The 20,578-nt window shown below is 61.3% G+C and carries 21 protein-coding genes; 11 read left to right on the top strand and 10 right to left on the bottom strand.

Annotation, left to right across the window (positions count from 1 at the left end; all coding sequences use genetic code 11):
- Positions 1-112 precede the first annotated feature (112 nt).
- On the top strand, positions 113-1,303 hold the full coding sequence (locus ACUTSC_RS07245) for an MFS transporter (protein ID WP_445653237.1): 1,191 nt from the start codon (positions 113-115) through the stop codon (positions 1,301-1,303).
- On the opposite strand, the gene ACUTSC_RS07240 is transcribed toward ACUTSC_RS07245, so the two are convergent.
- Positions 1,294-2,199 (bottom strand): LysR family transcriptional regulator, encoded by a 906-nt coding sequence (locus ACUTSC_RS07240; protein WP_047728053.1) that lies wholly within the window; start codon positions 2,197-2,199, stop codon positions 1,294-1,296. The two genes, ACUTSC_RS07245 and ACUTSC_RS07240, sit on opposite strands and share 10 nt — an antisense overlap.
- 248 nt (positions 2,200-2,447) lie before the next feature.
- On the opposite strand from ACUTSC_RS07240, the gene speB reads away from it, so the two are divergent.
- From speB to ACUTSC_RS07220, 4 genes are all read left to right on the top strand, one after another.
- The gene (gene speB, locus ACUTSC_RS07235) at positions 2,448-3,380 is read left to right on the top strand and encodes an agmatinase (RefSeq protein WP_033637774.1); all 933 of its coding nucleotides are present in this window, start codon (positions 2,448-2,450) and stop codon (positions 3,378-3,380) included.
- 77 nt (positions 3,381-3,457) lie between these two features.
- A complete protein-coding gene (locus ACUTSC_RS07230; RefSeq protein WP_445653236.1) occupies positions 3,458-4,843 on the top strand; it encodes a sodium:solute symporter in 1,386 nt (461 codons plus the stop codon).
- 16 nt (positions 4,844-4,859) lie between these two features.
- Positions 4,860-6,287, top strand: a complete 1,428-nt coding sequence (locus ACUTSC_RS07225) for a purine-cytosine permease family protein (RefSeq protein WP_445653235.1) — start codon at positions 4,860-4,862, stop codon at positions 6,285-6,287.
- Complete coding sequence (locus ACUTSC_RS07220; RefSeq protein ID WP_445653234.1) at positions 6,284-7,096, top strand: nitrilase-related carbon-nitrogen hydrolase; 813 nt, start codon at positions 6,284-6,286, stop codon at positions 7,094-7,096. Before ACUTSC_RS07225 ends, ACUTSC_RS07220 begins: the two co-directional genes overlap by 4 nt.
- A gap of 67 nt (positions 7,097-7,163) precedes the next feature.
- Here the strand turns inward: ACUTSC_RS07220 and ACUTSC_RS07215 are convergent, their stop codons facing one another.
- Entirely contained in the window at positions 7,164-8,147 is a 984-nt protein-coding gene (locus ACUTSC_RS07215; protein ID WP_025302200.1) for a magnesium and cobalt transport protein CorA, read from the bottom strand.
- 11 nt (positions 8,148-8,158) lie between these two features.
- Positions 8,159-8,578, bottom strand: coding sequence for a GNAT family N-acetyltransferase (locus tag ACUTSC_RS07210; RefSeq protein ID WP_033654621.1), 420 nt, complete (start codon positions 8,576-8,578; stop codon positions 8,159-8,161).
- Between the two features lie 131 nt (positions 8,579-8,709).
- Between ACUTSC_RS07210 and ACUTSC_RS07205 the strand changes: the two genes are divergently transcribed.
- A complete protein-coding gene (locus ACUTSC_RS07205) occupies positions 8,710-9,810 on the top strand; it encodes a PQQ-dependent sugar dehydrogenase (RefSeq protein ID WP_193146050.1) in 1,101 nt (366 codons plus the stop codon).
- Positions 9,811-9,823: 13 nt separating this feature from the next.
- Here ACUTSC_RS07205 and ACUTSC_RS07200 read toward each other — a convergent pair whose 3' ends face one another.
- Complete coding sequence (locus tag ACUTSC_RS07200) at positions 9,824-10,444, bottom strand: glutathione S-transferase N-terminal domain-containing protein (protein ID WP_197773159.1); 621 nt, start codon at positions 10,442-10,444, stop codon at positions 9,824-9,826.
- Between the two features lie 89 nt (positions 10,445-10,533).
- Complete coding sequence (locus ACUTSC_RS07195) at positions 10,534-11,190, bottom strand: HAD family hydrolase (protein WP_004938759.1); 657 nt, start codon at positions 11,188-11,190, stop codon at positions 10,534-10,536.
- A gap of 107 nt (positions 11,191-11,297) precedes the next feature.
- Between ACUTSC_RS07195 and ACUTSC_RS07190 the strand changes: the two genes are divergently transcribed.
- On the top strand, positions 11,298-11,534 hold the full coding sequence (locus tag ACUTSC_RS07190; protein WP_445653233.1) for a hypothetical protein: 237 nt from the start codon (positions 11,298-11,300) through the stop codon (positions 11,532-11,534).
- Complete coding sequence (locus ACUTSC_RS07185) at positions 11,479-12,501, top strand: isopenicillin N synthase family dioxygenase (protein ID WP_445653232.1); 1,023 nt, start codon at positions 11,479-11,481, stop codon at positions 12,499-12,501. The genes ACUTSC_RS07190 and ACUTSC_RS07185 overlap by 56 nt, the downstream gene beginning before the upstream one ends.
- A 59-nt stretch (positions 12,502-12,560) precedes the next feature.
- On the opposite strand, the gene ACUTSC_RS07180 is transcribed toward ACUTSC_RS07185, so the two are convergent.
- Both ACUTSC_RS07180 and ACUTSC_RS07175 read right to left on the bottom strand, forming a co-directional pair.
- Positions 12,561-13,706 (bottom strand): trans-sulfuration enzyme family protein, encoded by a 1,146-nt coding sequence (locus ACUTSC_RS07180; RefSeq protein WP_197766512.1) that lies wholly within the window; start codon positions 13,704-13,706, stop codon positions 12,561-12,563.
- Between the two features lie 12 nt (positions 13,707-13,718).
- Entirely contained in the window at positions 13,719-15,086 is a 1,368-nt protein-coding gene (locus ACUTSC_RS07175) for a pyridoxal-phosphate dependent enzyme (RefSeq protein WP_197766511.1), read from the bottom strand.
- A gap of 466 nt (positions 15,087-15,552) precedes the next feature.
- Between ACUTSC_RS07175 and ACUTSC_RS07170 the strand changes: the two genes are divergently transcribed.
- On the top strand, positions 15,553-16,758 hold the full coding sequence (locus ACUTSC_RS07170; protein WP_186766758.1) for a serine hydrolase: 1,206 nt from the start codon (positions 15,553-15,555) through the stop codon (positions 16,756-16,758).
- A 100-nt stretch (positions 16,759-16,858) separates the two neighbouring features.
- On the opposite strand, the gene ACUTSC_RS07165 is transcribed toward ACUTSC_RS07170, so the two are convergent.
- From ACUTSC_RS07165 to ACUTSC_RS07155, 3 genes are all read right to left on the bottom strand, one after another.
- Positions 16,859-17,350 carry a fimbrial protein gene (locus tag ACUTSC_RS07165; protein ID WP_242512531.1) on the bottom strand — a complete coding sequence of 164 codons (492 nt, stop codon included), beginning with the start codon at positions 17,348-17,350 and terminating at the stop codon, positions 16,859-16,861.
- Between the two features lie 19 nt (positions 17,351-17,369).
- Positions 17,370-18,287 carry a fimbrial protein gene (locus ACUTSC_RS07160; protein WP_074181182.1) on the bottom strand — a complete coding sequence of 306 codons (918 nt, stop codon included), beginning with the start codon at positions 18,285-18,287 and terminating at the stop codon, positions 17,370-17,372.
- Between the two features lie 133 nt (positions 18,288-18,420).
- Positions 18,421-18,750 carry a hypothetical protein gene (locus ACUTSC_RS07155; RefSeq protein ID WP_107227682.1) on the bottom strand — a complete coding sequence of 110 codons (330 nt, stop codon included), beginning with the start codon at positions 18,748-18,750 and terminating at the stop codon, positions 18,421-18,423.
- A 665-nt stretch (positions 18,751-19,415) separates the two neighbouring features.
- Between ACUTSC_RS07155 and ACUTSC_RS07150 the strand changes: the two genes are divergently transcribed.
- Both ACUTSC_RS07150 and ACUTSC_RS07145 read left to right on the top strand, forming a co-directional pair.
- Entirely contained in the window at positions 19,416-19,937 is a 522-nt protein-coding gene (locus ACUTSC_RS07150; RefSeq protein WP_025302212.1) for a fimbrial protein, read from the top strand.
- Between the two features lie 78 nt (positions 19,938-20,015).
- A complete protein-coding gene (locus ACUTSC_RS07145; RefSeq protein ID WP_047728021.1) occupies positions 20,016-20,552 on the top strand; it encodes a fimbrial protein in 537 nt (178 codons plus the stop codon).
- Positions 20,553-20,578: the final 26 nt, after the last annotated feature.

The raw sequence follows: 20,578 nt of genomic DNA, 5'->3' as shown, positions 1-20,578 counted from the left end.
TATGTCACGAGTGTTGTTCACTTTAGCCTGTTTTTCTTTTATCGGCGAGTGGGCAGCATGATGCAAACGTCATCCGCAATGGGCGGAAACATCTTTGAATAGGGAGTGATTGATGAATCAAACGACGATATCTGCGCCTGCCGCGGGCAGCGAGCGGTTGCCGCTGGGGGGCCTGCTGGCGTTGGCGATGGCTGCTTTCATCACGCTGCTGACCGAGATCATGCCGGCGGGCGTGCTTTCTTCGATCGCGGGCGATTTGAGCGTGTCTGAAAGCCTGGCGGGGCAGTTCATCACCGCCTATGCGGTGGGCGCGTTGGTCGCCGCCATTCCGCTCACTGCATTGACGCAGGGCATGCGGCGCCGCCCCTTGCTCTTGAGCGCGATCGGCGGTTTTGCCATCGTTAACCTCGTCACGGCGCTGTCGCATGATTACCACGTCTCATTGGCGACGCGTTTCTTCGCCGGCGTTTTCGGCGGCATCGTTTGGTCCTTGCTGGCCGGTTACGCCGTGCGCATGTCACCGGCCCATCTTGGCGGCCGCGCTATTGCGATCTCCGGCGCCGGCGCCACCCTGGCGCTGGTGCTCGGCGTACCGCTCGGCACGTTGCTTGGCCGAGCCATCGGCTGGCAGGGCGCCTTTGGCCTGATGACGTTGATGGCGCTGATGCTCGTGGTGTGGATCATCGCCATCGTGCCGGATTTCCCCGGCCAGGCTAAGGCGCATCGCCCGTCTCTGAGCGGCGTATTCTTGCAATGCGGGATCCGCGCCGTGCTGTTCGTGGTGTTCACCTTCATCGTTGCCCACAACATTCTGTATATCTACCTGGAGCCTTTCCTCACGCCGTCGGGGTTATCCGAGCGGGTCGATATCGTGCTGTTTATCTTCGGGCTGGGCGCGATTGCCGGATTGGGCGTCGCCGGGGTGCTGGTCGATCGACGAGTCCAATCTCTTACGGTGATGAGCATCGTCATCTTTGCCCTCGCCGCCGTGCTGCTGGCAAGTGGGGGACGGATAGCCCCGATGGTGTATCTCGCGGTCGCATTGTGGGGCGCGGCTTTCGGCGGTTTCGCCACTCTCACGCAGACGGCATTGTCACGCCTTTCCGGCCGCGCGGCCGACGTGGCGCAGTCCATGTATACGACGGGCTGGAATACCGCCGTGGCCGCCGGTGGCGCGATCGGCGGCATGCTGCTCGACAAGGGCGGAGCGGCCTCTTTTGCCTGGGCCATCATCGGGCTCCTCATCTTGTCTTTAACCGGCACGCTGTTTGCCATGAATCGGGCGCTGGCCTCTCAGCGATGAGGTGATTGGCGTGCGGCGCGCGCCAAATCCTCCAGCAGTGCGTTCAACGCCTCGTCGGGCTGGACGGGGCGGCTGACCAGGCTGAGCGTGGCGCGATAAGAGAGCGCCGCGCCGCCCAGCTGCCGCAGCAGCCCCTGTTCCACCCAGCGCGCCGCGTAGTGGGTGGGCAGGTAGCCGAGACAGGAGCCGCTCAGCACCAGATGGGCGACGCTTTCCATATGGTGGGCCACCGCAGCCAGGTGAGGCGGCGCGATCGGGCACAGCTGCTGCGCCAGCAGGTAGCCGCGCTTGACCCAGCGCGCGTTTTCAATCTGCTCGCGCTCCGGTTCTTCCACCGCGAACAGCGGGTGATCCGCGCTGCAGTAGATCGCCTGCGTTTCCTCCAGCCACGGCTGATAGCGCAACGCCTCCAACTGTTGGCCGAAGTAGCCGATGCCCAGATCGAGCTGCCGGTGCAGCAGTCCTTGCTCAATCTCGTTCGGTGAGCAGATGCGGCACTGCAATTGCACGTCCTGATGTCGGCGCTGGAAGTGCTTGATGGCCTGGCTGAACGGGTTGCCCGGCAGCGAAACCAGATTATCCACCAGACCGATCTGCAGATCGCCGGTCAGCAGGCCGTTCAGCGACTGGCTGACCCGGGTGAAGTCGCGGGCGGCGTTGAACAGCGAGCGGCAGGCGATCAGCATGCGTTCGCCCTTGGGCGTCAGCCGGAAGCCGGAGCGGCCGCGTTGGCACAGGCGAAAACCCAGCCGGGTTTCCAGCGAGGCCAGGTGGGTGCTGATGGTGGATTGGTTCATCAGCAGCGTTTCCTGCGCGGCGCTGACGCCCTGGGCTTCTGCCACCGCGACGAACACCCGCAGCAGTTTCAGATCGATATCGCTTAGGTTGGTGAGCATTCCCCCTCCGCAGAACGTCGGCCGGTTAACCCATTTTTAACATCGAAGAAATAGGGGCGGCGCTGAAGATATGGCCTTCCTTATGGCATGAATTGGAAATAAAAATCAATACTTCAATAAGTTAGTTGCATCGCGTTTTTCGATGTTTACATGCAAAAGCGGGAATGGTAGCCGGGGTGGCCAACGGGGTAGTCTGCGAATGTTGCTCAAATGTTTCAATTCATCGCAGATAAAGACAAGGAAACGCCATGCTGAACCAACCCCAAAGCGGTAACGACATGCCGCGCTTTGCCGGTATTCCCACCATGATGCGCCTGCCCGCGGCCGACCAGGCGCACGGTCTGGATGCCGCCTTTGTCGGCATTCCGCTGGATATCGGCACCTCCAACCGCAGCGGCACCCGCTATGGCCCGCGCCAGATCCGCCAGGAGTCGGTGATGATCCGCCCTTACAACATGGGCACCGGCTCTGCCCCGTTCGAACGGCTGCAGGTGGCCGATCTGGGGGATGTCGCCATCAACCCTTACAGCCTGGCGGACAGCGTGCAGCGCATCGAGGCGGCTTACCACGAGATCCTGGCGCACGGCTGCATGCCGTTGACGCTCGGCGGCGACCACACGCTGACGCTGCCGGTGCTGCGCGCCGTCGCCCGTCGGCATGGCCCGGTCGGGCTGATCCACGTCGATGCGCATTCCGACACCAATGAGGAGATGTTCGGCGAACAGCTGGCGCACGGCACCACCTTCCGCCGCGCGTTCGAGGAGGGGCTGCTGGCGCCGGAAAAGGTGGTGCAGATTGGCCTGCGCGGCAGCGGCTATGCGGCGGACGACTTCGACTGGTCACGGCGCCAGGGCTTCCGCGTGGTGCCGGCCGAGGCCTGCTGGCACCGGTCGCTGACGCCGCTGATGGCGGAGATCCGCGAACAGATGGGCGATGCGCCGGTTTACCTCAGTTTCGATATCGACGGACTGGATCCGGCCTTCGCACCGGGCACCGGCACGCCGGAAGTCGGCGGGCTGTCGGTCTGGCAGGGGCTGGAGATCGTGCGCGGCTGCCACGGGCTGAACCTGGTGGGCGGCGACGTGGTGGAGGTGTCGCCACCTTACGATCGCTCCGGTAACACGGCGCTGCTGGCCGCCAACCTGCTGTTTGAAATGTTGTGCGTGCTGCCGGCCCGCTGAGGCCGGTGCGCTGACCCTACCGGCGGAGCGGTTGCGTCGGGGCCCCTGATAACAATAACAACGGAGTGGAGGTACCCATGAATCTCGATCTGCTGGTCGTGGTGTTTTACTTTCTGGTGATAGGCGCGGTGGGGTGGATGGGCATTCGCCGCGCCAATTCCAAAGAGGCGTATCTGGTCGCCGGGCGCAATCTGGGGCCGGGGCTGTATTTGGGCACGCTGTCGGCGGTGGTGCTCGGCGGCGCGTCGACCATCGGCAGCGTCAAACTCGGCTACACCTACGGCATCTCCGGCGTCTGGCTGTGCGGCGCGCTGGGGTTGGGCATCGTGGTGCTGAGCCTGGTGCTGGCCAAGCCGCTGCTCAAGCTGAAGCTGTATACCGTCAGCCAGGTGCTGTCGCGGCGCTATCACCCTGCCGCGCGGGTCACCAGCGGTGCGATCATGCTGGCGTATGACCTGATGGTGGCGGTGACCTCGATCATCGCCATCGGCAGCGTGATGCAGGTGATGTTCGGCCTGTCGTTCAGCGCGTCTATCCTGCTCGGCGGCGGGCTGGTGGTGCTGTATTCGACGCTGGGGGGCATGTGGTCGCTGACGCTGACCGACATCATTCAGTTCATCATCATGACCGTCGGCATGATGCTGGTGCTGATGCCGATGAGCATCGTCAAGGCCGGCGGCTGGGAAGCCTTCACCAGCCTGCTGCCCGCCGGTTACTACCAGCTGTCGTCGATCGGGTTGGACACCATTCTGGTGTTCTTCCTGATCTACTTCTTCGGCATTCTGATCGGCCAGGACATCTGGCAGCGGGTGTTTACCGCCCGCAGCGCCAACGTGGCGCGCTTCGCCGGGCTGGGGGCGGGCGTCTATTGCGTGCTGTACGGCGTGACCGGCGCGCTGATCGGCATGGCCGGCAAGATCGTGCTGCCGTCACTCAGCAACACCGACGGCGCCTTCGCCGCCATCGCGCAGGCGGTGTTGCCGGCCGGCGTCAGCGGGCTGGTGGCCGCCGCGGCGTTGGCAGCGCTGATGTCCACCGCCAGCGCCTGCCTGCTGGCCTCTTCCACCATCGCGCTGGAGGACGTATTGCCGACCATCCGCCGCAAACCTTCCGGCGGGTTGGCCGCCGGGCGCTTCACCACGCTTGTCATGGGCGCGGTCATGCTGGGGCTGGCGTTTGTGGTACGCGACGTGCTGGCGGCGCTGACGCTGGCCTATAACCTGCTGGTGGGCGGCATGCTGATCCCGCTGGTAGGGGCGATCTTCTGGCCGCGCGCCACCAGCGCCGGCGCCATTGCCAGCATGTTGACCGGCAGCCTGTGCGTGGTGGGGTTGATGGCCTGGCACGGCATCGACGCCAACAGCCCAATCTACGGCGGCCTGCTGGGCGGCGGCGTCGCCTTCGTGCTGGGCTGCCTGTTGAGCCGCCCGGCGGCACAGCTGCAGCCGCAAACCGAGCGTTGAAAAGACGAGGTGGGACATGAACAATCGCAATGTGGCGTCACGCCCAAAAATTGAAGTGCGCTCGATAGACTATGTACCCCATCACGAGCGGCATGGCAAGGTTTGGCATCAGGCGCCGTTTTGGTTCACCGGCAATTTCGTTTTGACGACGATGGTGGTCGGTTTCACCGGCCCGGCGCTGGGGTTGGGCGCGCTTTATTCGATGCTGGCCATTGCCGCCGGCGTAGGGTTCGGCACGTTCTTCATGGCGTGCCATGCCAACCAGGGGCCGCGCATGGGGCTGCCGCAGATGATCCAGTCGCGGGCCCAATTCGGCCTGCGTGGGGCCATCGTTCCCTTTGCCGCCGTGGTGTTTGTTTACATCGGCTTCAATGTGTTCAACGTTATTCTCGCGACCGATGCGATCAACACGGTGCTGCCGGGCCACCGTCTGCCCTGGTATGCGTTGCTGATCGCGGTGGCCGTGCTGTTGGCGATCGTCGGCCACGATATGCTGCATGCGGTGCAGCGCTGGCTGACCTATGTGATGATGGCGGTGTTCGGCGTGCTGACGATCGGCGCCGTGTTGTCGTTGCGGATGGATGCCGCCGTCGGCGCCGGGCATTTTTCGTGGGCGGCCTTTTTGATTCAGCTGTCGGCTGCCGCCGGTTATCAAATCAGCTACGCGGTGTACGTCTCCGACTACTCACGCTATTTGCCGCATGAAACGCCGTCTGCCAACGTGATCTTTTGGACTTATCTGGGGGCGGCCGGATCGGCGCTTTGGCTGATGTCGCTGGGCGCATTTCTGGCCTCAGCCCTACCGGCCCCCGATGCGATCGGCAGCGTACAGGCGGTGGGTAATGCCGTTTACCCGGGATTTGGCACGCTGGCCGTGCTGATCGCGGTGCCCTCGCTGGTCGGCATCATGGCGGTCAATTGTTATGGCGCGATGCTGACCAGCCTCAGCGCGATTGACGCGTTCCGTAAAGTGACGCCGACGTTGAGATTACGCATGATCGGCATTAGCGTCGTCGCCCTGACGGTGTTTGCGGTTGCGTTGGCTATCCCGGCGAGCTATCTCGCCAGCTTCAATACCTTCGTGCTGCTGATGCTGTATTTCCTGGTGCCCTGGACGGCGGTGAATCTGATGGACTTTTACGTGGTGCGCGGCGGGCATTACGCGATCGGTGAAATCTTCAACCCGGCGGGGATCTACGGCCGCTGGGGGCGCTCCGGCCTGACGGCCTACGCGATCGGCCTGCTGGCGATGGTGCCGTTCATGACGTTGGGCTTTTACACCGGCCCCTTTGCTGTTTTACTGGGCGGTGCGGATATCGCTTTTCTGGTCGGCCTGCTGGTGGCCGGGAGCGTTTATGTCGTGATGTGCCGGAAGCTCGATCTTGAAGCCGAACGGCGGGTGGCGTTGTGCTGCGAGGGTTTATTGGAAGGAGAACGGGAGTGAAGGAAAAAATCAGCGTCGCATGCTGCCAGTTAGCGTTGCGGGTCGGGGAAGCGGAACACAATCGGGCGCTGTCCGCCCAGGCGATCCGCCGGGCGGCGCAGCGCGGCGCCAACGTCATCGTGCTGCCGGAGCTGGTGAACAGCGGCTACGTGCTGTGCGATAAGGCGGAGGCGCGCGCGTTGGCCGAGGCCGAAGACGGGCCGAGCCTCAGCCTGTGGGGAGCTTTGGCGCGCGAGTTGGATGTGGCGATCGTCGCCGGTTTCTGCGAGCGCCTGCCCGATGGCGAGGTGGCCAACAGTGCGGCATTGATCGATGCGCAGGGGGTGAGGGCGATTTATCGCAAAGCGCACCTGTGGCACGAAGAGAGCACCATTTTTACCGCCGGCGATCGGCCGCCGCCGGTCATCGAGACCCGCTTCGGCCGGTTGGCGGTGATGATCTGTTACGATCTCGAATTCCCAGAGTGGGTGCGGCTGCCGGCGTTGGCCGGCGCTCAGCTGCTGTGCGCGCCGGTCAACTGGCCGCTGGCGCCGCGCCCGCAGGGCGAACGTCCGGCGGAGATGGTGAAGGCGCAGGCCAACGCCGCCGTCAATCGGCTGTTCATCGCGGTGTGCGATCGTTGTGAAACGGAGCGCGGCGTTGCGTGGATCGGCGGCTCGGTGATCGTCGACGCCGACGGCTATCCGTTGACGCAGAGCCTGGCGGGCGAAGGCATGGTACTGGCATCGATGGATATCGGCGCGGCCGATGACAAGCACATCGGCCGCCACAATCACGTGCATCGCGATCGGCGGCCGAAGTTGTATTGAAGCGGCGGGGCGGGCTGCCCTGCAGGTTTTTTTTTTCGCCGGCGGGAACACAGCTGCCGTTTGGCGCTTACAGCCAGCCCGATTTCTTCAGCTTCTGATACAGGAAAATGCAGCCGACGGCGGTCACCCCCAGCGTAGCGTGGTAGGCCCAAGGGAACTTCAGCTCCGGCATGTCGGCGAAGTTCATGCCGTACAGGCTGAAGACCACCGTCGGGATGGCCAAAATCGCGCCCCAGCCCGCCAGCCGTTTCACCACTTCGTTTTGTTTGACCGTCACCAGCGCCAGGTTGACGTGCATGGCGTTGGTCAGCATTTCGCGCATGTCGTCGATATTGCTGACCACCTGATGCGCGTGATCCTGCACGTCGCGCACGTAGGCGCGCAGCTCTTTCGGGATCACCTCTTCGTGCAGGCGGATCAGCTGGTTGCAGATTTCATCCATCGGCAGCGCGGCGTTGCGCAGCGCCAGCAGATGGCGGCGCAGGGTATAGACGTTCTCGATCGCCGCCTGATCGAACTCCGACTGGAACATGTTGGCTTCGATATTCTCGATGGTGCTCTCGAAGCGCGTCACCACGCTGCGGTAGTTGTCCACCACGAAGTCCAGCACCGAATAGAGGGCGAAGCCCGGCCCGCGGCACATCTGCTTGTGGTTCTCTTCCGCCTTGGCGCGGATCGGCGCGTAGCTGGGCGAGGCGCCGTGGCGCACCGTCACCAGAAAGTTTTTGCCGACGAAGAAGTGGGTTTCACCGTATTCGATTTCGTCGTGCTCGCCCCACTGCGCGGTCTTGACCACGATAAACAGCGAGTCGCCGTAGGTTTCCAACTTCGGCCGCTGATGCGCACACAGCGCGTCTTCGATCGCCAGATCGTGCAGGCCGAACTCCTCCTGCACCTTGCGCATAAACGCCGGCTCCGGCTGCCGCAGCCCCAGCCAGACGAAGGTGTCCGGCTGTTTGACCACCTCGCTGATATCGTCGATGGTCACTTCGCCCAGCCGTTGGCCGGCTTTGTACGCCACACAGTTCACCACCATGCTTTTGCTGTCCATCCGTCCATCCATTAATCAGTCAGAGTTTTGGTGAGAAAATAACACTCATGTTCCACCGGATAATCTTTCAGCGTCATTTGCAGCTGATAGCCGAGTTTTTCGTAGAACGGCCGCGCCTGGAAGCTGAAGGTATCCAGGCGAGCGTAGCGACAGCCGCGCGCCTGCGCCTCGCGTTCGGCGGCGCGCATCAACCGGCCGCCGAGGCCGCTGCCGCGTTGGGAGTCCGCCACCCACAGCCACTCGACGCTCAGCCAGTTGCCCCAGGTTTCGGCGGTCAGCCCGCCGATCACCGTACCGGCCTCGTCGCGCGCATAGACGCTGAGCGGCTTGCGGTGACGGGCGTCGATATGCGGCAGGTTGTAAGCGCGCAGGCCTTGCCTGATCGCATCGAGGGTGTGTTCGTCAATCGCGTCGGTAACGGTAATGTCCATGATTCCTCCTGGGTGATGCGTTAACTTAAGCACACAGGAGCCAAAAGGCAACCTGTTGAAATGTAATGCAAACGACCGTGCCCGCTGAGTGGGCTACACTAAACGGGTCATTTCACCTCCAGGAGGATGCCATGCCCCGATTGACTTTACTGGCCGGTTTGCTGCTGTGCAGCGGCCTGCTGCACGCCGCGCCGACGGTCAGCCAACTGCAGGACGGCCTGGAACACCCGTGGTCGCTGGCCTTCTTGCCGGCGGAACAAGGCTTGCTTATCACCGAACGGCCCGGCCGGCTGCGGCTGTGGCAGCAGGGCAAAGGCCTGTCACCGCCGATCGTCGGCGTGCCGCAGGTTTACGCCGAGGGGCAGGGCGGCCTGCTGGAGGTGTTGCCGGCCCCCGACTTCGCCGCCAGCCGCCGGGTGTACCTCAGCTTCGCCGAACCGGGTGACGGCGGCAAAGCCGGCACGGCGGTCGGCTACGGCCGTTTGAGCGACGACGGCGCGCGGCTGGAAAACTTCAAGGTGATCTTCCGCCAGTTGCCCAAGCTGTCGGTCGGCAATCACTTCGGCGGCAAGCTGGCGTTCGACAGGCAGGGCTACCTGTTTATCGCGCTGGGCGAAAACAACCAGCGGCCGACGGCGCAGGAGACCGACAAGCTGCAGGGCAAGCTGGTGCGGCTGACCGCCGAAGGCGCAGTGCCGCCGGACAACCCCTGGGTCGGCCAGGCCGGCAAACGGCCGGAAGTTTGGTCCTACGGCCACCGCAATCCGCAAGGGCTGGCGCTGAACCCGTGGAGCGGCGCGATCTGGGAACACGAGCACGGCCCGCGCGGCGGCGATGAGCTCAACCTCCCGCAGCCGGGTAAAAACTACGGCTGGCCGCTGGCCACCTACGGCATCAACTATTCCGGCCAGCCGATCCCGGAGGCCAGGGGGGAACGGGTGCCCGGCACCGAGCAGCCGCTGCACTATTGGCGGGTTTCGCCCGGCCTCAGCGGCATGGCGTTCTATGACGGGCAGCGCTTCCCCGCCTGGCGGCACTCGCTGTTCATCGGCGCGCTGGCGCAAAAGGAGCTGATTCGCCTGACGTTGGAAGGCGACAAGGTGGTGGCGGAGGAGCGGCTGCTGGGCGATCGCGGCGAGCGCATTCGCGAGGTGCGCAGCGGGCCGGATGGCTATCTGTATCTGCTGACGGACGAGCGGGACGGCAAGCTGCTGAAAGTGGGGGCGTCGTAACGCCCCGCAGCGATCAGGTGAGTTCGCTCATCACGCCGCGCTGATAGGCCGGGCGAGCGCGCAGTTGCTGATACCAGCGCTCCATGTTCGGCCGCGGGCGGCGGGCGATCGGCATTTCGAACCAGGCGTAGGCGAAGCTGCCGAGCGGAATATCGCCGAAGCCGAACGCGTCGCCGGAGAGGTAAGGCTGATGTGCCAGCGCCTGTTCAATGACGTCGAAGTGTTTTTCCAGCGTGGCGATCGCCGCTTCGATTTTCGCCATGTCGCGCAATTCCGGCGCGGTGCGGATCAGGCCCCAAAAGACGATGGTGAAGGCCGGGACGATGGTCGAGGTGGTCCAGTCCATCCACTTCTCGGCGGCGGCGCGCGCCTGCAGATCTTGCGGATAGAACGTCGCGTCGCCGAATTTCGCCGCCAGGTAGCGTACGATGGTGTTGGACTCCCACAGCACGAAGTCATCGTCCTGCAGCAGCGGCACCAGGCCGTTCGGGTTCAGCGCGCGGTAGCTCTTTTCGTTCACCTTGCCGAACGCGCCGCCGGCGTTGATGTGGGTGTAGCTCAGCCCCAGTTCGGCGGCGCACCACAGCACCTTCCTGACGTTATTCGAATTCTCACGGCCCCAAATGGTCAGCATTGCGCAACTCCGTTAGTGAATTAAAGACCCTTAATACCTACGCCACAACGCGCTTTTTGTCACACCGCAGGGCACTTTTTGCCTGCCGCTCAGCGCTCCCAGCGGCACACTTCCCAGCCGTGTTCCGCCGCCAGCGCGCTCAACTCGCTGTCGGGGTTGATCACCGTGGCGCTGTCGACGAATTGCAGCATCGCCTTATCGTTGAGGGAGTCGCTGTAGCCGTGGCTGTGTTCGAATTTCAGGTGCGGATGCTGTGCCAGCCAGTGCTGCAGGCGGATCACCTTGCCCTGTTGGTAGGTCATGGTGCCGTAGGTGTTGCCGGTGAAGCGGCCGTCGCTGATTTCCACGCCGATCGCCAGCGCATCGTCGGCGCCGAGCTGTTCGGCGATCGGCGCCACCAGGTGCTCGCCGGTGGCGGAGATCACCAGGATGCAGTCGCCGCGCTCGCGGTGCCACTGCAGGCGCTCACGGGCGGCGGGGTAGACGCGCGGCAGGATATCGCGGCGAATGTAACGCTGCACCCAGCCGGCCACGGTTTGCACGCTCAGGCCGGTCAGCGGCGCCAGCGTAGCCTGCATGTAGTCCTCCATCGACAGTTTGCCCTGATAATAGAGCTGCATCAGCTGCTGCTCCTGCAACTCCAGCTCCGCCGGCGCGAAGCCCTGGCCGACCAGCCAGCGGATCCACAGGCTGGCGCTGTCATCGTCAATCAGGGTTTCATCCAGGTCGAATAAGGCTAAATCCATCAGTATTTCTCCGGCAGGCAGGGTATGTGGTCGTTTACAGGATAGCGGATAGCGCCCATCGCCAGCCAGCGGCGTCGGCGAAATTGCGCAGAGCATAAGAAACATTGATGACGGTTTTGCGACGGTTTGTTGAACGTTTGCATAACTTAGAACGCAACAATATTGGCCGCCCCGGCGAGCGCGGTGGTAACTATGAGGAAAACGCAACCACCCGCCGGGGAGAGACAATGTTGATTATTCGCCTGTACGGCAGCCCGATCGCGATCGGGGAAGAAGAGGAACCGCATGATGACGCACCTGACGACGCTGAAGACGCTGCCGCTGCTGGATCTTTCGCAGCTTGACGGCGATGCGTGTCAGCGGCGCGCCTTTCTCGACGATCTGCGCGCGGCGGCCCGCGACGTCGGCTTTTTCTATCTGCGCGGGCACGGCGTGGACAGTGCGCTGAATGCGCGGCTGCAGCAGGGCGCGCGGCAATTTTTCGCGCTGCCGGAAGCCGACAAATTGGCGGTGCAGATGGTGCATTCGCCGCACTTTCGCGGTTACAACCGGGCGGCGGCGGAGCTCACGCGCGGGCAGCCGGACTGGCGCGAGCAGTTCGATATCGGCGCCGAACGCCCGGCGCTGACGCTGTCTGACGACACCCCGCGCTGGGCGCGCCTGCAGGGGCCAAACCAGTGGCCGGCGGCGCTGCCGACGCTGAAACCGCTGCTGCTGCAGTGGCAACAGGCGATGACCGCCATGTCGCTGCGGCTGCTGCGCGCTTTCGCTTTGGCGCTGTCGCTGCCGGAGCAGGCTTTCGATCGCTTGTACGGCGAGAAGCCCAACGAACACATCAAACTGATTCGCTACCCGGGGCGGGACGCTACCGGCAGCGCACAGGGCGTCGGTGCGCACAAGGACTCCGGCTTTCTCAGCTTCCTGCTGCAGGACGAGCAAAAAGGGCTGCAGGTGGAGGTGAGCGAAGGGCGGTGGATTGACGCCCAGCCGCGTGAAGACACCTTCGTGGTGAACATCGGCGAGCTGCTGGAACTGGCGACCAATGGCTACCTGCGCGCCACGGTGCACCGGGTGGAGACGCCGCCGGCGGGGCGCGACAGGCTGTCGATCGCTTTCTTCCTCGGCGCGCGCTTGGACGCGGTGGTGCCGTTGTATCAATTGCCGCCGCCGCTGGCGGCGCAGGCGCGCGGCCCGGCCAGCGATCCGCTCAACCCGCTGCTGCGCGACGTGGGGTATAACTACCTGAAAGGCCGCATCCGTTCCCACCCCGATGTGGCACAACGCTTTTATCGGGACGTCATCGGCGTCTGAATAGCGGGCACAAAAAAGCCCGGCGCGCCGGCCGGGCTGATGGCGATTGATTCAGGCGATTATTCCGCCAGCGCCTGTTGCAGATCGGCGATCAGATCTTCCACATCCTCAATCCCCACCGACAGGCGCACCAGCTGCGGCGTGATGCCGGTTGCCAGGCGCTGTTCCAGCGGAATGGAGGCGTGCGTCATGCTGAACGGCTGGCTGATCAGGCTTTCCACACCGCCCAGGCTTTCCGCCAGGGTGAACAGGCGCGAGCGCTGGATGACCCGGCGCGCATAGGCGTCGTCGCCTTTCAACCGCACCGAGATCATGCCGCCGAAGCGCGTCATCTGGCGCGCCGCCAGTTCATGCTGCGGGTGGCTCGGCAGGCCGGGATAATAGACGTTTTCCACCTGCGGCTGGCTCTCCAGCCACTGGGCGATGCGCAGTGCGCTGTCGCTGTGGCGCTGCATGCGCAGTGCCAGGGTGCGAATGCCGCGCAGCGTCAGGAAGCTGCTGAACGGATCGAGAATGCCGCCGACCGCGTTTTGCAGGAAGCCGAGCTGTTCCGCCAGCGCCGGGTTATCCCCCACCGCCGCGACGCCGGCCACCACGTCGGAGTGGCCATTGAGGTATTTGGTGGCGGAGTGCACCACCACGTCAAAGCCCAGATCCAGCGGACGCTGCAGATACGGCGAAGCGAAGGTGTTGTCCGCCACGCTGATAAGCCCATGCTTTTTGGCGATCGCGGCGATGGCGCTCAGATCCGCCAGCTTCAGCAAGGGGTTGGTCGGGGTTTCCACCCAGATCATTTTGGTATCCGGCTCGATAGCCTGTTCCAGCCCGGCGAGATCCGCCGGTGACACGTAGGTGACGCGCAGGCCGGCGGTGCGGCTGCGCACCTTTTCCAGCAGGCGATAGGTGCCGCCGTACAGATCGTCTACCGCTACCAGGTGGCTGTCCTTATCGAGCAGCTCCAGCACCGTGGAGCAGGCCGCCAGGCCGGAGGCGAAGGCGTAGCCGCGGCTACCGCCTTCCAGTTCGGCGATGGCACTTTCCAGCGCGGTGCGCGTCGGGTTGGCGCTGCGGGAGTATTCGTAGCCGGTATGCTCGCCCGGCGCCGGTTGGGCGTAGGTGGAGGTGGCGTAAATCGCCGGCATCACGGCGCCGGTGGCGTCCGGGGTGTAACCGGCGTGAACGGTCAACGTATCAAACTTGGCCATAATGGGTCCTTATTAACGTAATTTTTGGCGCCAGGCGTTAAGCACGTCTGTGCGGGTAATCAGGCCGAGGAAGCGCTCGCCGTCGAGCACCACCGCGACGTGGCCATGGTTGAAGGTGGCCTGCAATTCTTCGTAGCCGGCTTCTTTTTGCAGCGTATGGACCCGCTTGGTCATTGCGCTGCCGGCCGACAGGCTGAAGTGGGCGGCGTCGGCCTGGACGGCGTTCAGCAGATCCCACTCATCGATCAGGCCGACCACCCGGTCGCCTTCCAGCACCGGCAGCTGCGAGATGTCGTACAGCCGCATGCGGGCGTGCACAATCGCCAACGTGTCGTCCGGCGCGGCAGAAACGGCCGCGCCTTCGTCGTGGCGGTAGGCGATCAGATCGCGCAGATCGCCGTGCTGCGGTTTGCTCAGCAGGCCCTGTTCCAGCATCCAGTGGTCGTTATACATTTTAGACAGGTATTTGTTGCCGCTGTCGCAGACAAAGGTCACTACCCGCTTGGGTTCGGTCTGTGCGCGGCAGTAACGCAGCGCGGCGGCCAGCAGGGTGCCGGTGGACGATCCCGCCAGCACGCCTTCCTTGCGCAGCAAATCGCGCGCGGTGGTGAAGGCTTCGGCGTCGCCGATGCGGTAAGCGTGGCGAACCTGGTCAAAGTCGCTGAGCGGCGGGACGAAGTCTTCGCCGATGCCTTCCACCAGCCAACTGCCCGCTTCGCCGATGCGGCCGTTGTCGAGATAGTCCGCCAGTATTGAACCCGCAGGGTCGGCCAGCACGAATTCCGTCTGCGGCGAAACGTCGGCGAAATAGCGGCTCAGCCCGCCCAGCGTGCCGCCGGAGCCGACGCCAACCACGATAGCGTCCACGTCATGCTCCATTTGCCGCCACAGTTCGGGGGCGGTGGTGGTGGTATGGGCCGCCGGGTTGGCCGGGTTGTTGAACTGATCGATATAAAAAGCGCCGGGGATCTCCCCGGCCAGGCGTTTGGCGTAATCCTGATAGTAGGCCGGATGCCCCTTGCCGACGTCCGAGCGGGTCAGTTGCACTTCCACGCCCAGCGCGCGCAGGTGGAAGATCTTCTCGCGGCTCATCTTGTCCGGCACCACCAGCAGCAGCTTATAGCCTTTCAGCGCCGCCACCAGCGCCAGTCCCAGGCCGGTATTGCCGGCGGTGGCTTCGATGATGGTGCCGCCCGGCTGCAGCTTGCCGTCGCGCTCGGCCTGTTCGATCATCGACAGCGCCACGCGGTCTTTGATCGAACCGCCGGGGTTTTGATTCTCCAGTTTGACGAACAGCCGGCACGGGCCGGTATCGAACTGGGTCAGTTCCAGCATCGGGGTATTGCCAATCATCTCGATGACGGAATGGGGGATCGCCATGACTCATCTCCAGGATTATTCGGTATAAAAGTCGTTATATGGATGATAGCGCTGAGGATAAGCGCTTTAAAAAGAACAAATAACGGTTCTATATGCCATTATGGAATATATTAATCTTTTTTGGACGTATAGAAGCGCAGATGTTTAGCGGTGCAGATGCTTGGCCGTGTAGCCGTGGGTGGATGCAAAAATGCGCGCCACGATGCTTTTTTGAACGATAAGCGGGGGCCTGCGTACAGTTATGTAAAAATGCTGAAAATTCACGCTAAACCCTGCAAAAATAAGATAAATCACATAAACTCACAGCAAGGGCATTTACGGTGCGCTGCGTTACCCGTTACGGGCGCCGCAGGGGGTTGCGGCCGGCACGCGCGCACCGGGCCACTCTCGCTGGTTGGCTTAAAACGTGAACATGTTTGAAAGTTAACGCTATTTCAATGGTTTGAATGGACACTCTGGCGACGTCATGATGAAAAAAAACTTATCCACTTCCCTGAAAAAACTGACCTTCAGCGTAGGCATCCTGTTGCTGGCCGCACCGGCTGTGTACGCGGCCGAGCCGCCGGCGCCGCCGCAGGTAGACGCCAAGGCCTTCATTCTGATGGATTACAACAGCGGCAAGGTGCTGACCGAAGGCAATGCCGATACTCGCCTCGATCCCGCCAGCCTGACCAAGATCATGTCCAGCTACGTGATAGGCCAGGCGATCAAGGCCGGCAAGATCAAGCCGGAAGACATGGTCACCGTCGGCAAAGACGCCTGGGCACCCGGTAACCCGGCGCTGCGCGGTTCTTCGCTGATGTTTATCAAGCCGGGCGATCAGGTGCCGGTACTGGAGCTGAATAAGGGCATCGTGATCCAGTCGGGTAACGACGCCAGCATCGCGTTGGCGGACTACGTGGCGGGCAGCCAGGATTCGTTCGTCGGCCTGATGAACAACTACGCCAAATCCCTGGGGCTGCAGAATACCCACTTCCTGACGGTGCACGGCCTGGATGCGGAAGGGCAGTACAGCACCGCGCGCGACATGGCGCTGCTGAGCCAGGCGCTGATCCGCGACGTGCCGGACGAATACGCGCTGCATAAAGAAAAAGAGTTCACCTTTAACAAGATCCGCCAGATTAACCGTAACCGCCTGCTGTGGAGCAGTAACCTGAACGTCGACGGTATCAAGACCGGTTACACCAGCGGCGCCGGTCATAACCTGGTGGCGTCCGCCACCGACGGCCCGATGCGCCTGATCTCGGTGGTGCTGGGCGCGCCGAGCGATCGCGTGCGCTTCAGCGAAAGCGAAAAGTTGCTGACCTGGGGCTTCCGCTTTTATGAAACCGCGACGCCGATCAAGGCCGATAAACCGTTCGTCACCCAGAAAGTGTGGTTCGGCGACGTCAGCGAAGTGCCGCTTGGCGTGGCGAAAGACGCCTCGGTCACCATTCCGAAAGGGCAGATGAAAAACCTGAAGGCCAGCTACAAGCTGACCCAGCCGACGCTGGAAGCGCCGCTGGCGAAAAATCAGGTGGTCGGCACCATCGATTTCCAGCTGGACGGCAAGACCATCGAGCAGCACCCGCTGGTGGTGATGCAAGAGGTGAAAGAGGGCAACTTCTTCAGCCGCATCTGGGATATGGTGATGATGAAGCTGAGCCAGTGGTTCGGCGGGATCTTCGGCTGAATGCCCTGATGTGAGGAGCGCGCCCCGGGCGCACGATCCTCGACCAAGCCGCAACGGAGACGTTGCGGCTTTTTTTTCGCGAGTATCTGGGACGCGGTGATTAAAAGTAGTCCACCAGCATGGTGGCGCCGCTGGTGAAATCGCCTTCTGCCAGGGTGACGGCGCTGTTTTTCACCGGCACTGCATCAAGCGTCGGCGGATTGGCGTAGTCGATGTTCAGCGGCGTATTGATGGCGAAGGCCTTACCGTTGGCCAACAGCTTGATGCCCAATCCATTGACGCTGCTGGTTAACACGCTGCCGTCGAAGGCCGCCGCGCCGCCCATGATCTTCATTTTCAGCTGGCGGCTGTTGTCCAGAAACTCGCATTTGATGCTGTAATCGATGCGTTGCATATAGCGATTGCCGTCGATGCGCTTGATGCCGACCTTGCCGAAGTCGATATCGATGGTGCGCCCGTCGTTGATCACGCAAGGCGGAGGCGCCACCACGGTGGCGGTGATGTTGACCTTGGTGCCCTGATCGGCGGCCTGAACGGCGGCGCTGATCAGGCTCAGCGCCCACAGCAGAGCGCAGCGCGTTTTTCTCGTCATGTTCATTTTGGCTCCCGTCTCAAGGTGCGCTGAAGATCAGCGTGGCCGAACCCGACAACGGGCCGGTGGCGATGCTGGTGTAAGGCACATTGTTCTTCACCGGCACAAAGGTCACGGTATCGTTGCCCAAGCCGTTGACGATGCGTGTTCTGAAGGCGTTGTTGGGCTTTACCACCGCGCCGTTGTACACCATCGCCACGCCGACGTTAGGGTTGCTGGTCTTGATAAAATCGCTGGAGAAGCCGCTGGCATCGCTGACCATGCGGATCAGAATATCCTGCGTCGCGCTCTGGTCGTCGCATTGGTAGCTGAGCGCCTTGTCCTGTTTGATTTGGGCATCGCTGGCGCTTTGAGTCAGAAAGTCCTGACGGATCTGGCCGAAGTCGACGTTAATCTGCTGGCCGTTGTTGATGGTGCAACTGGTGGTGACGAAGTAAGCGTCATTGTCGGCGATCAGGCGCCAGCGATAAACGCCGCACTGCGGGCAACCCGGCTGATCGTTGGTCTGAATAAAGTTGATTTGGCCGATGACGTCGCCCTTGTTCACCTTGATGTCCGGCGTTGGGAAACGGTTCAACACGATATAGACCCGGATGGCGACCGACTGAGTCTGTAACCCGGTAAGGCTGAGTACGCTGATACCTGATGGCACCGGAGAGTTGTAATCGGTGCCGTTGATGGTGGTACCGCTGCCGATGGCGCCAAAAATCGCACTGTTCATCGACAGCGCCGGACTGTCGGTTTTGAGATAGTCATACCAGCTCGCGACGTCGTTTTTACAGGTGACCTGGCTGACGTTGACGATTTCGTTTTTGCCATAAGAAAGCTGTGGCCCGATGCGTACCCGGACGTCAACCGGCGTGGTCGAGCCCCCGGGTGGAATCAGTCCGCCATCGGACGTACGGCAGGTAAACGCATTGGCGTTGCCAATCAGCATGAAGAAAGATAATGCCAGGCAGCAACGTAAAAATAGCAGGGCTGTTTTTCTCACGATAATATCCCAATATATATAAATAGTGTGCGGCATTACTCCGCAATGAAATATTGCCAATCAGGCCGGTTGGCCATATTCATTTCGTTAAAGGGGAGTGGGGGGCAATTTTGTTGGGTATGCCGTCGTTATCACCGTTCAGCAACGCGGTGGGATACCACCTCAACGAGTTGTTGATAGAGCCGTCCGTCACAATCACTTTTTGTCGGGCGACAAGATCCAACAACAGCCGCCGAGCCCGGTAAACACCGACGTTGACAGCATTGGCCAGTTGCCGCGTCGATAGCCATTGCCGCGGTGGCGGCAACCCGGCGACGGGGCACTTACGGGGCGACTGTGCGAATAATGTTTGCAGCAGATCGTGCTGCAATTGCCGTATTTCCTTTTGTTTCGGGGATAACGCATCCATAGCACTTCCTCTGTATTCCGATTGCCGTATTCCTAAGAAAAAACAAACTTTCGCTGCCTACCAACAACGAGGTAAAGCGCGAACAAAGAAAATTCCTATCTATTTATCAGGATTGAAAAAAAAGGCGTTGCCCGCCCCGTTTTTGCCTATGCCAAGGCAGGGGTGGTATCACGCTGAAACCTAAAATTTTGGTTTATTATATTCACAAAGCGCCACTTTGCGATCTGATTACTTGGGAATCACGGAAAAACAGGATATTGCTCTATAAAAGTATCTTTTACGATCTATGAGCCTAAAAATAACAGTAAATTAACTTCAATTAGGAAATAAATTGCGAATGTTCGCCTTGATCAAAAAAAGCCTTTTTTTGCCGAGAGGCATTTGCCAGAATATTCATCGCCGGACAAGAAGGGCGGATTAGAAAGTATTGGCCTCTGCTTGTTGTGATTTCGTTTATTTTCATATGACGAATTCATTAATGGAGTGGCCGCTGCAGACTTGCCGTTATCGACATGTTTATTGTCGGTGCCTTTGGGTTTTGGCAGTTAACCAACCAGCAAGATGCTAAAGAATCAGGGCTGCGCACATATAAGCGCGAGCAGGCTTCCTGTTGCTCTTTTTCTTGATTGGAATATGCATTTTTTCTTATAAGGAATATAGGTTCTATGAAACTTAACAAAATCATGATGGCTGCAGTGATTGCATTTGGCGCAAGTTCTTTTGCACAGGCAGCCGATCAGGGACACGGTAAGGTCACCTTCACGGGCTCTATTATTGATGCGCCATGCTCTATTGCACCCGAGTCGATCGATCAGACCGTAGATCTGGGCCAGGTTTCCAACGTGGCGTTGAAAAACGGCGGCAAATCCAACCCGCGTCCGTTTGAGATCAAACTGGAGCAGTGTGATATCACCACGCTGAAAACCGTTAAAACCACCTTCAGCGGCGTAGCATCGTCCACCGACAAGGATCTGTTGGGTATCGCGGGCACCGCCAGCGGCGCCGGCGTAGCCATCTCTTACAACGGCCAGCCGATCAAACTGGGTGAAGCGACTACTGCGCAGACCCTGAACACCGGCAACAACACCCTGCATTTCGCCGCCTACCTGCAGGGCGAAGGCGCTTCCGCCGCCATCGTTCCGGGCGATTTCACTGCCGTAGCCGATTTCACCCTGGCTTATCAGTAAGTGAGCCCGAAGGCTTAATCAACCAGGCATGGGGTTCGCCGCATGCCTGGTGAATCTCCCTGTCAAAGGAATGTCGCGATGTTTTTACCAAGGAATCGAGCGGGTGCCGTTCTTTTGGCGTCGTTGGCGTTTGCGCCCGGCTATGCAACTTCCGCCGCGCAGGGGTGGGGCAAAGTCAACATGCACGGCGCCATTATCGACACCGCCTGCGCTATTGCCGCCGGCAGCCGCGATCAGACGATCGATATGGACACTATTCCTCTCGGGCAGATCATTCGTGACGGCCAGGGGATGACCAAACCTTTCAGTATCGAATTGGTCAATTGCATTTTGGAACGGCCGGAAAACAAGCCTGACTGGAAATTCTTTCAGGTCACGTTTGATGGTTATGCGGAGGGCGCCCTGTTTGGCGTACAGGGCGATGCGCGCGGCGTTGCATTGGAGATAAAAGACAGCAGCGGCACGGCGGTTATTCCAGGGAAACCTTTGCCGATGGAGGGAATAATACCGGGGAACCGAGTGCTGAATTATTCCATGACGTTGATGCCGAATCACCAGCCGTTGAAGGTGGGAGCGTATTTTTCCACAGTGCGTTTTAAGCTGGATTATTTTTGATTTTTTCTCGTACTGACGGTTAATTC

Source organism: Serratia sp. TSA_105.2, assembly GCF_052692115.1.
The sequence above is the reverse complement of the archived record's forward strand: the minus strand, read 5'-3'. Positions and strand labels throughout refer to the sequence as shown.

Bases quoted from the DNA above. Each gene is read 5' to 3' on its own strand.
- ACUTSC_RS07245 (WP_445653237.1), top strand. From the start codon at position 113: ATGAATCAAACGACGATATCTGCGCCTGCCGCGGGCAGCGAGCGGTTG.
- ACUTSC_RS07240 (WP_047728053.1), bottom strand. From the start codon at position 2,199: ATGCTCACCAACCTAAGCGATATCGATCTGAAACTGCTGCGGGTGTTC.
- speB (WP_033637774.1), top strand. From the start codon at position 2,448: ATGCTGAACCAACCCCAAAGCGGTAACGACATGCCGCGCTTTGCCGGT.
- ACUTSC_RS07230 (WP_445653236.1), top strand. From the start codon at position 3,458: ATGAATCTCGATCTGCTGGTCGTGGTGTTTTACTTTCTGGTGATAGGC.
- ACUTSC_RS07225 (WP_445653235.1), top strand. From the start codon at position 4,860: ATGAACAATCGCAATGTGGCGTCACGCCCAAAAATTGAAGTGCGCTCG.
- ACUTSC_RS07215 (WP_025302200.1), bottom strand. From the start codon at position 8,147: ATGGACAGCAAAAGCATGGTGGTGAACTGTGTGGCGTACAAAGCCGGC.
- ACUTSC_RS07210 (WP_033654621.1), bottom strand. From the start codon at position 8,578: ATGGACATTACCGTTACCGACGCGATTGACGAACACACCCTCGATGCG.
- ACUTSC_RS07205 (WP_193146050.1), top strand. From the start codon at position 8,710: ATGCCCCGATTGACTTTACTGGCCGGTTTGCTGCTGTGCAGCGGCCTG.
- ACUTSC_RS07200 (WP_197773159.1), bottom strand. From the start codon at position 10,444: ATGCTGACCATTTGGGGCCGTGAGAATTCGAATAACGTCAGGAAGGTG.
- ACUTSC_RS07195 (WP_004938759.1), bottom strand. From the start codon at position 11,190: ATGGATTTAGCCTTATTCGACCTGGATGAAACCCTGATTGACGATGAC.
- ACUTSC_RS07190 (WP_445653233.1), top strand. From the start codon at position 11,298: ATGACGGTTTTGCGACGGTTTGTTGAACGTTTGCATAACTTAGAACGC.
- ACUTSC_RS07185 (WP_445653232.1), top strand. From the start codon at position 11,479: ATGACGCACCTGACGACGCTGAAGACGCTGCCGCTGCTGGATCTTTCG.
- ACUTSC_RS07180 (WP_197766512.1), bottom strand. From the start codon at position 13,706: ATGGCCAAGTTTGATACGTTGACCGTTCACGCCGGTTACACCCCGGAC.
- ACUTSC_RS07175 (WP_197766511.1), bottom strand. From the start codon at position 15,086: ATGGCGATCCCCCATTCCGTCATCGAGATGATTGGCAATACCCCGATG.
- ACUTSC_RS07170 (WP_186766758.1), top strand. From the start codon at position 15,553: ATGATGAAAAAAAACTTATCCACTTCCCTGAAAAAACTGACCTTCAGC.
- ACUTSC_RS07165 (WP_242512531.1), bottom strand. From the start codon at position 17,350: ATGACGAGAAAAACGCGCTGCGCTCTGCTGTGGGCGCTGAGCCTGATC.
- ACUTSC_RS07160 (WP_074181182.1), bottom strand. From the start codon at position 18,287: ATGCTGATTGGCAACGCCAATGCGTTTACCTGCCGTACGTCCGATGGC.
- ACUTSC_RS07155 (WP_107227682.1), bottom strand. From the start codon at position 18,750: ATGGATGCGTTATCCCCGAAACAAAAGGAAATACGGCAATTGCAGCAC.
- ACUTSC_RS07150 (WP_025302212.1), top strand. From the start codon at position 19,416: ATGAAACTTAACAAAATCATGATGGCTGCAGTGATTGCATTTGGCGCA.
- ACUTSC_RS07145 (WP_047728021.1), top strand. From the start codon at position 20,016: ATGTTTTTACCAAGGAATCGAGCGGGTGCCGTTCTTTTGGCGTCGTTG.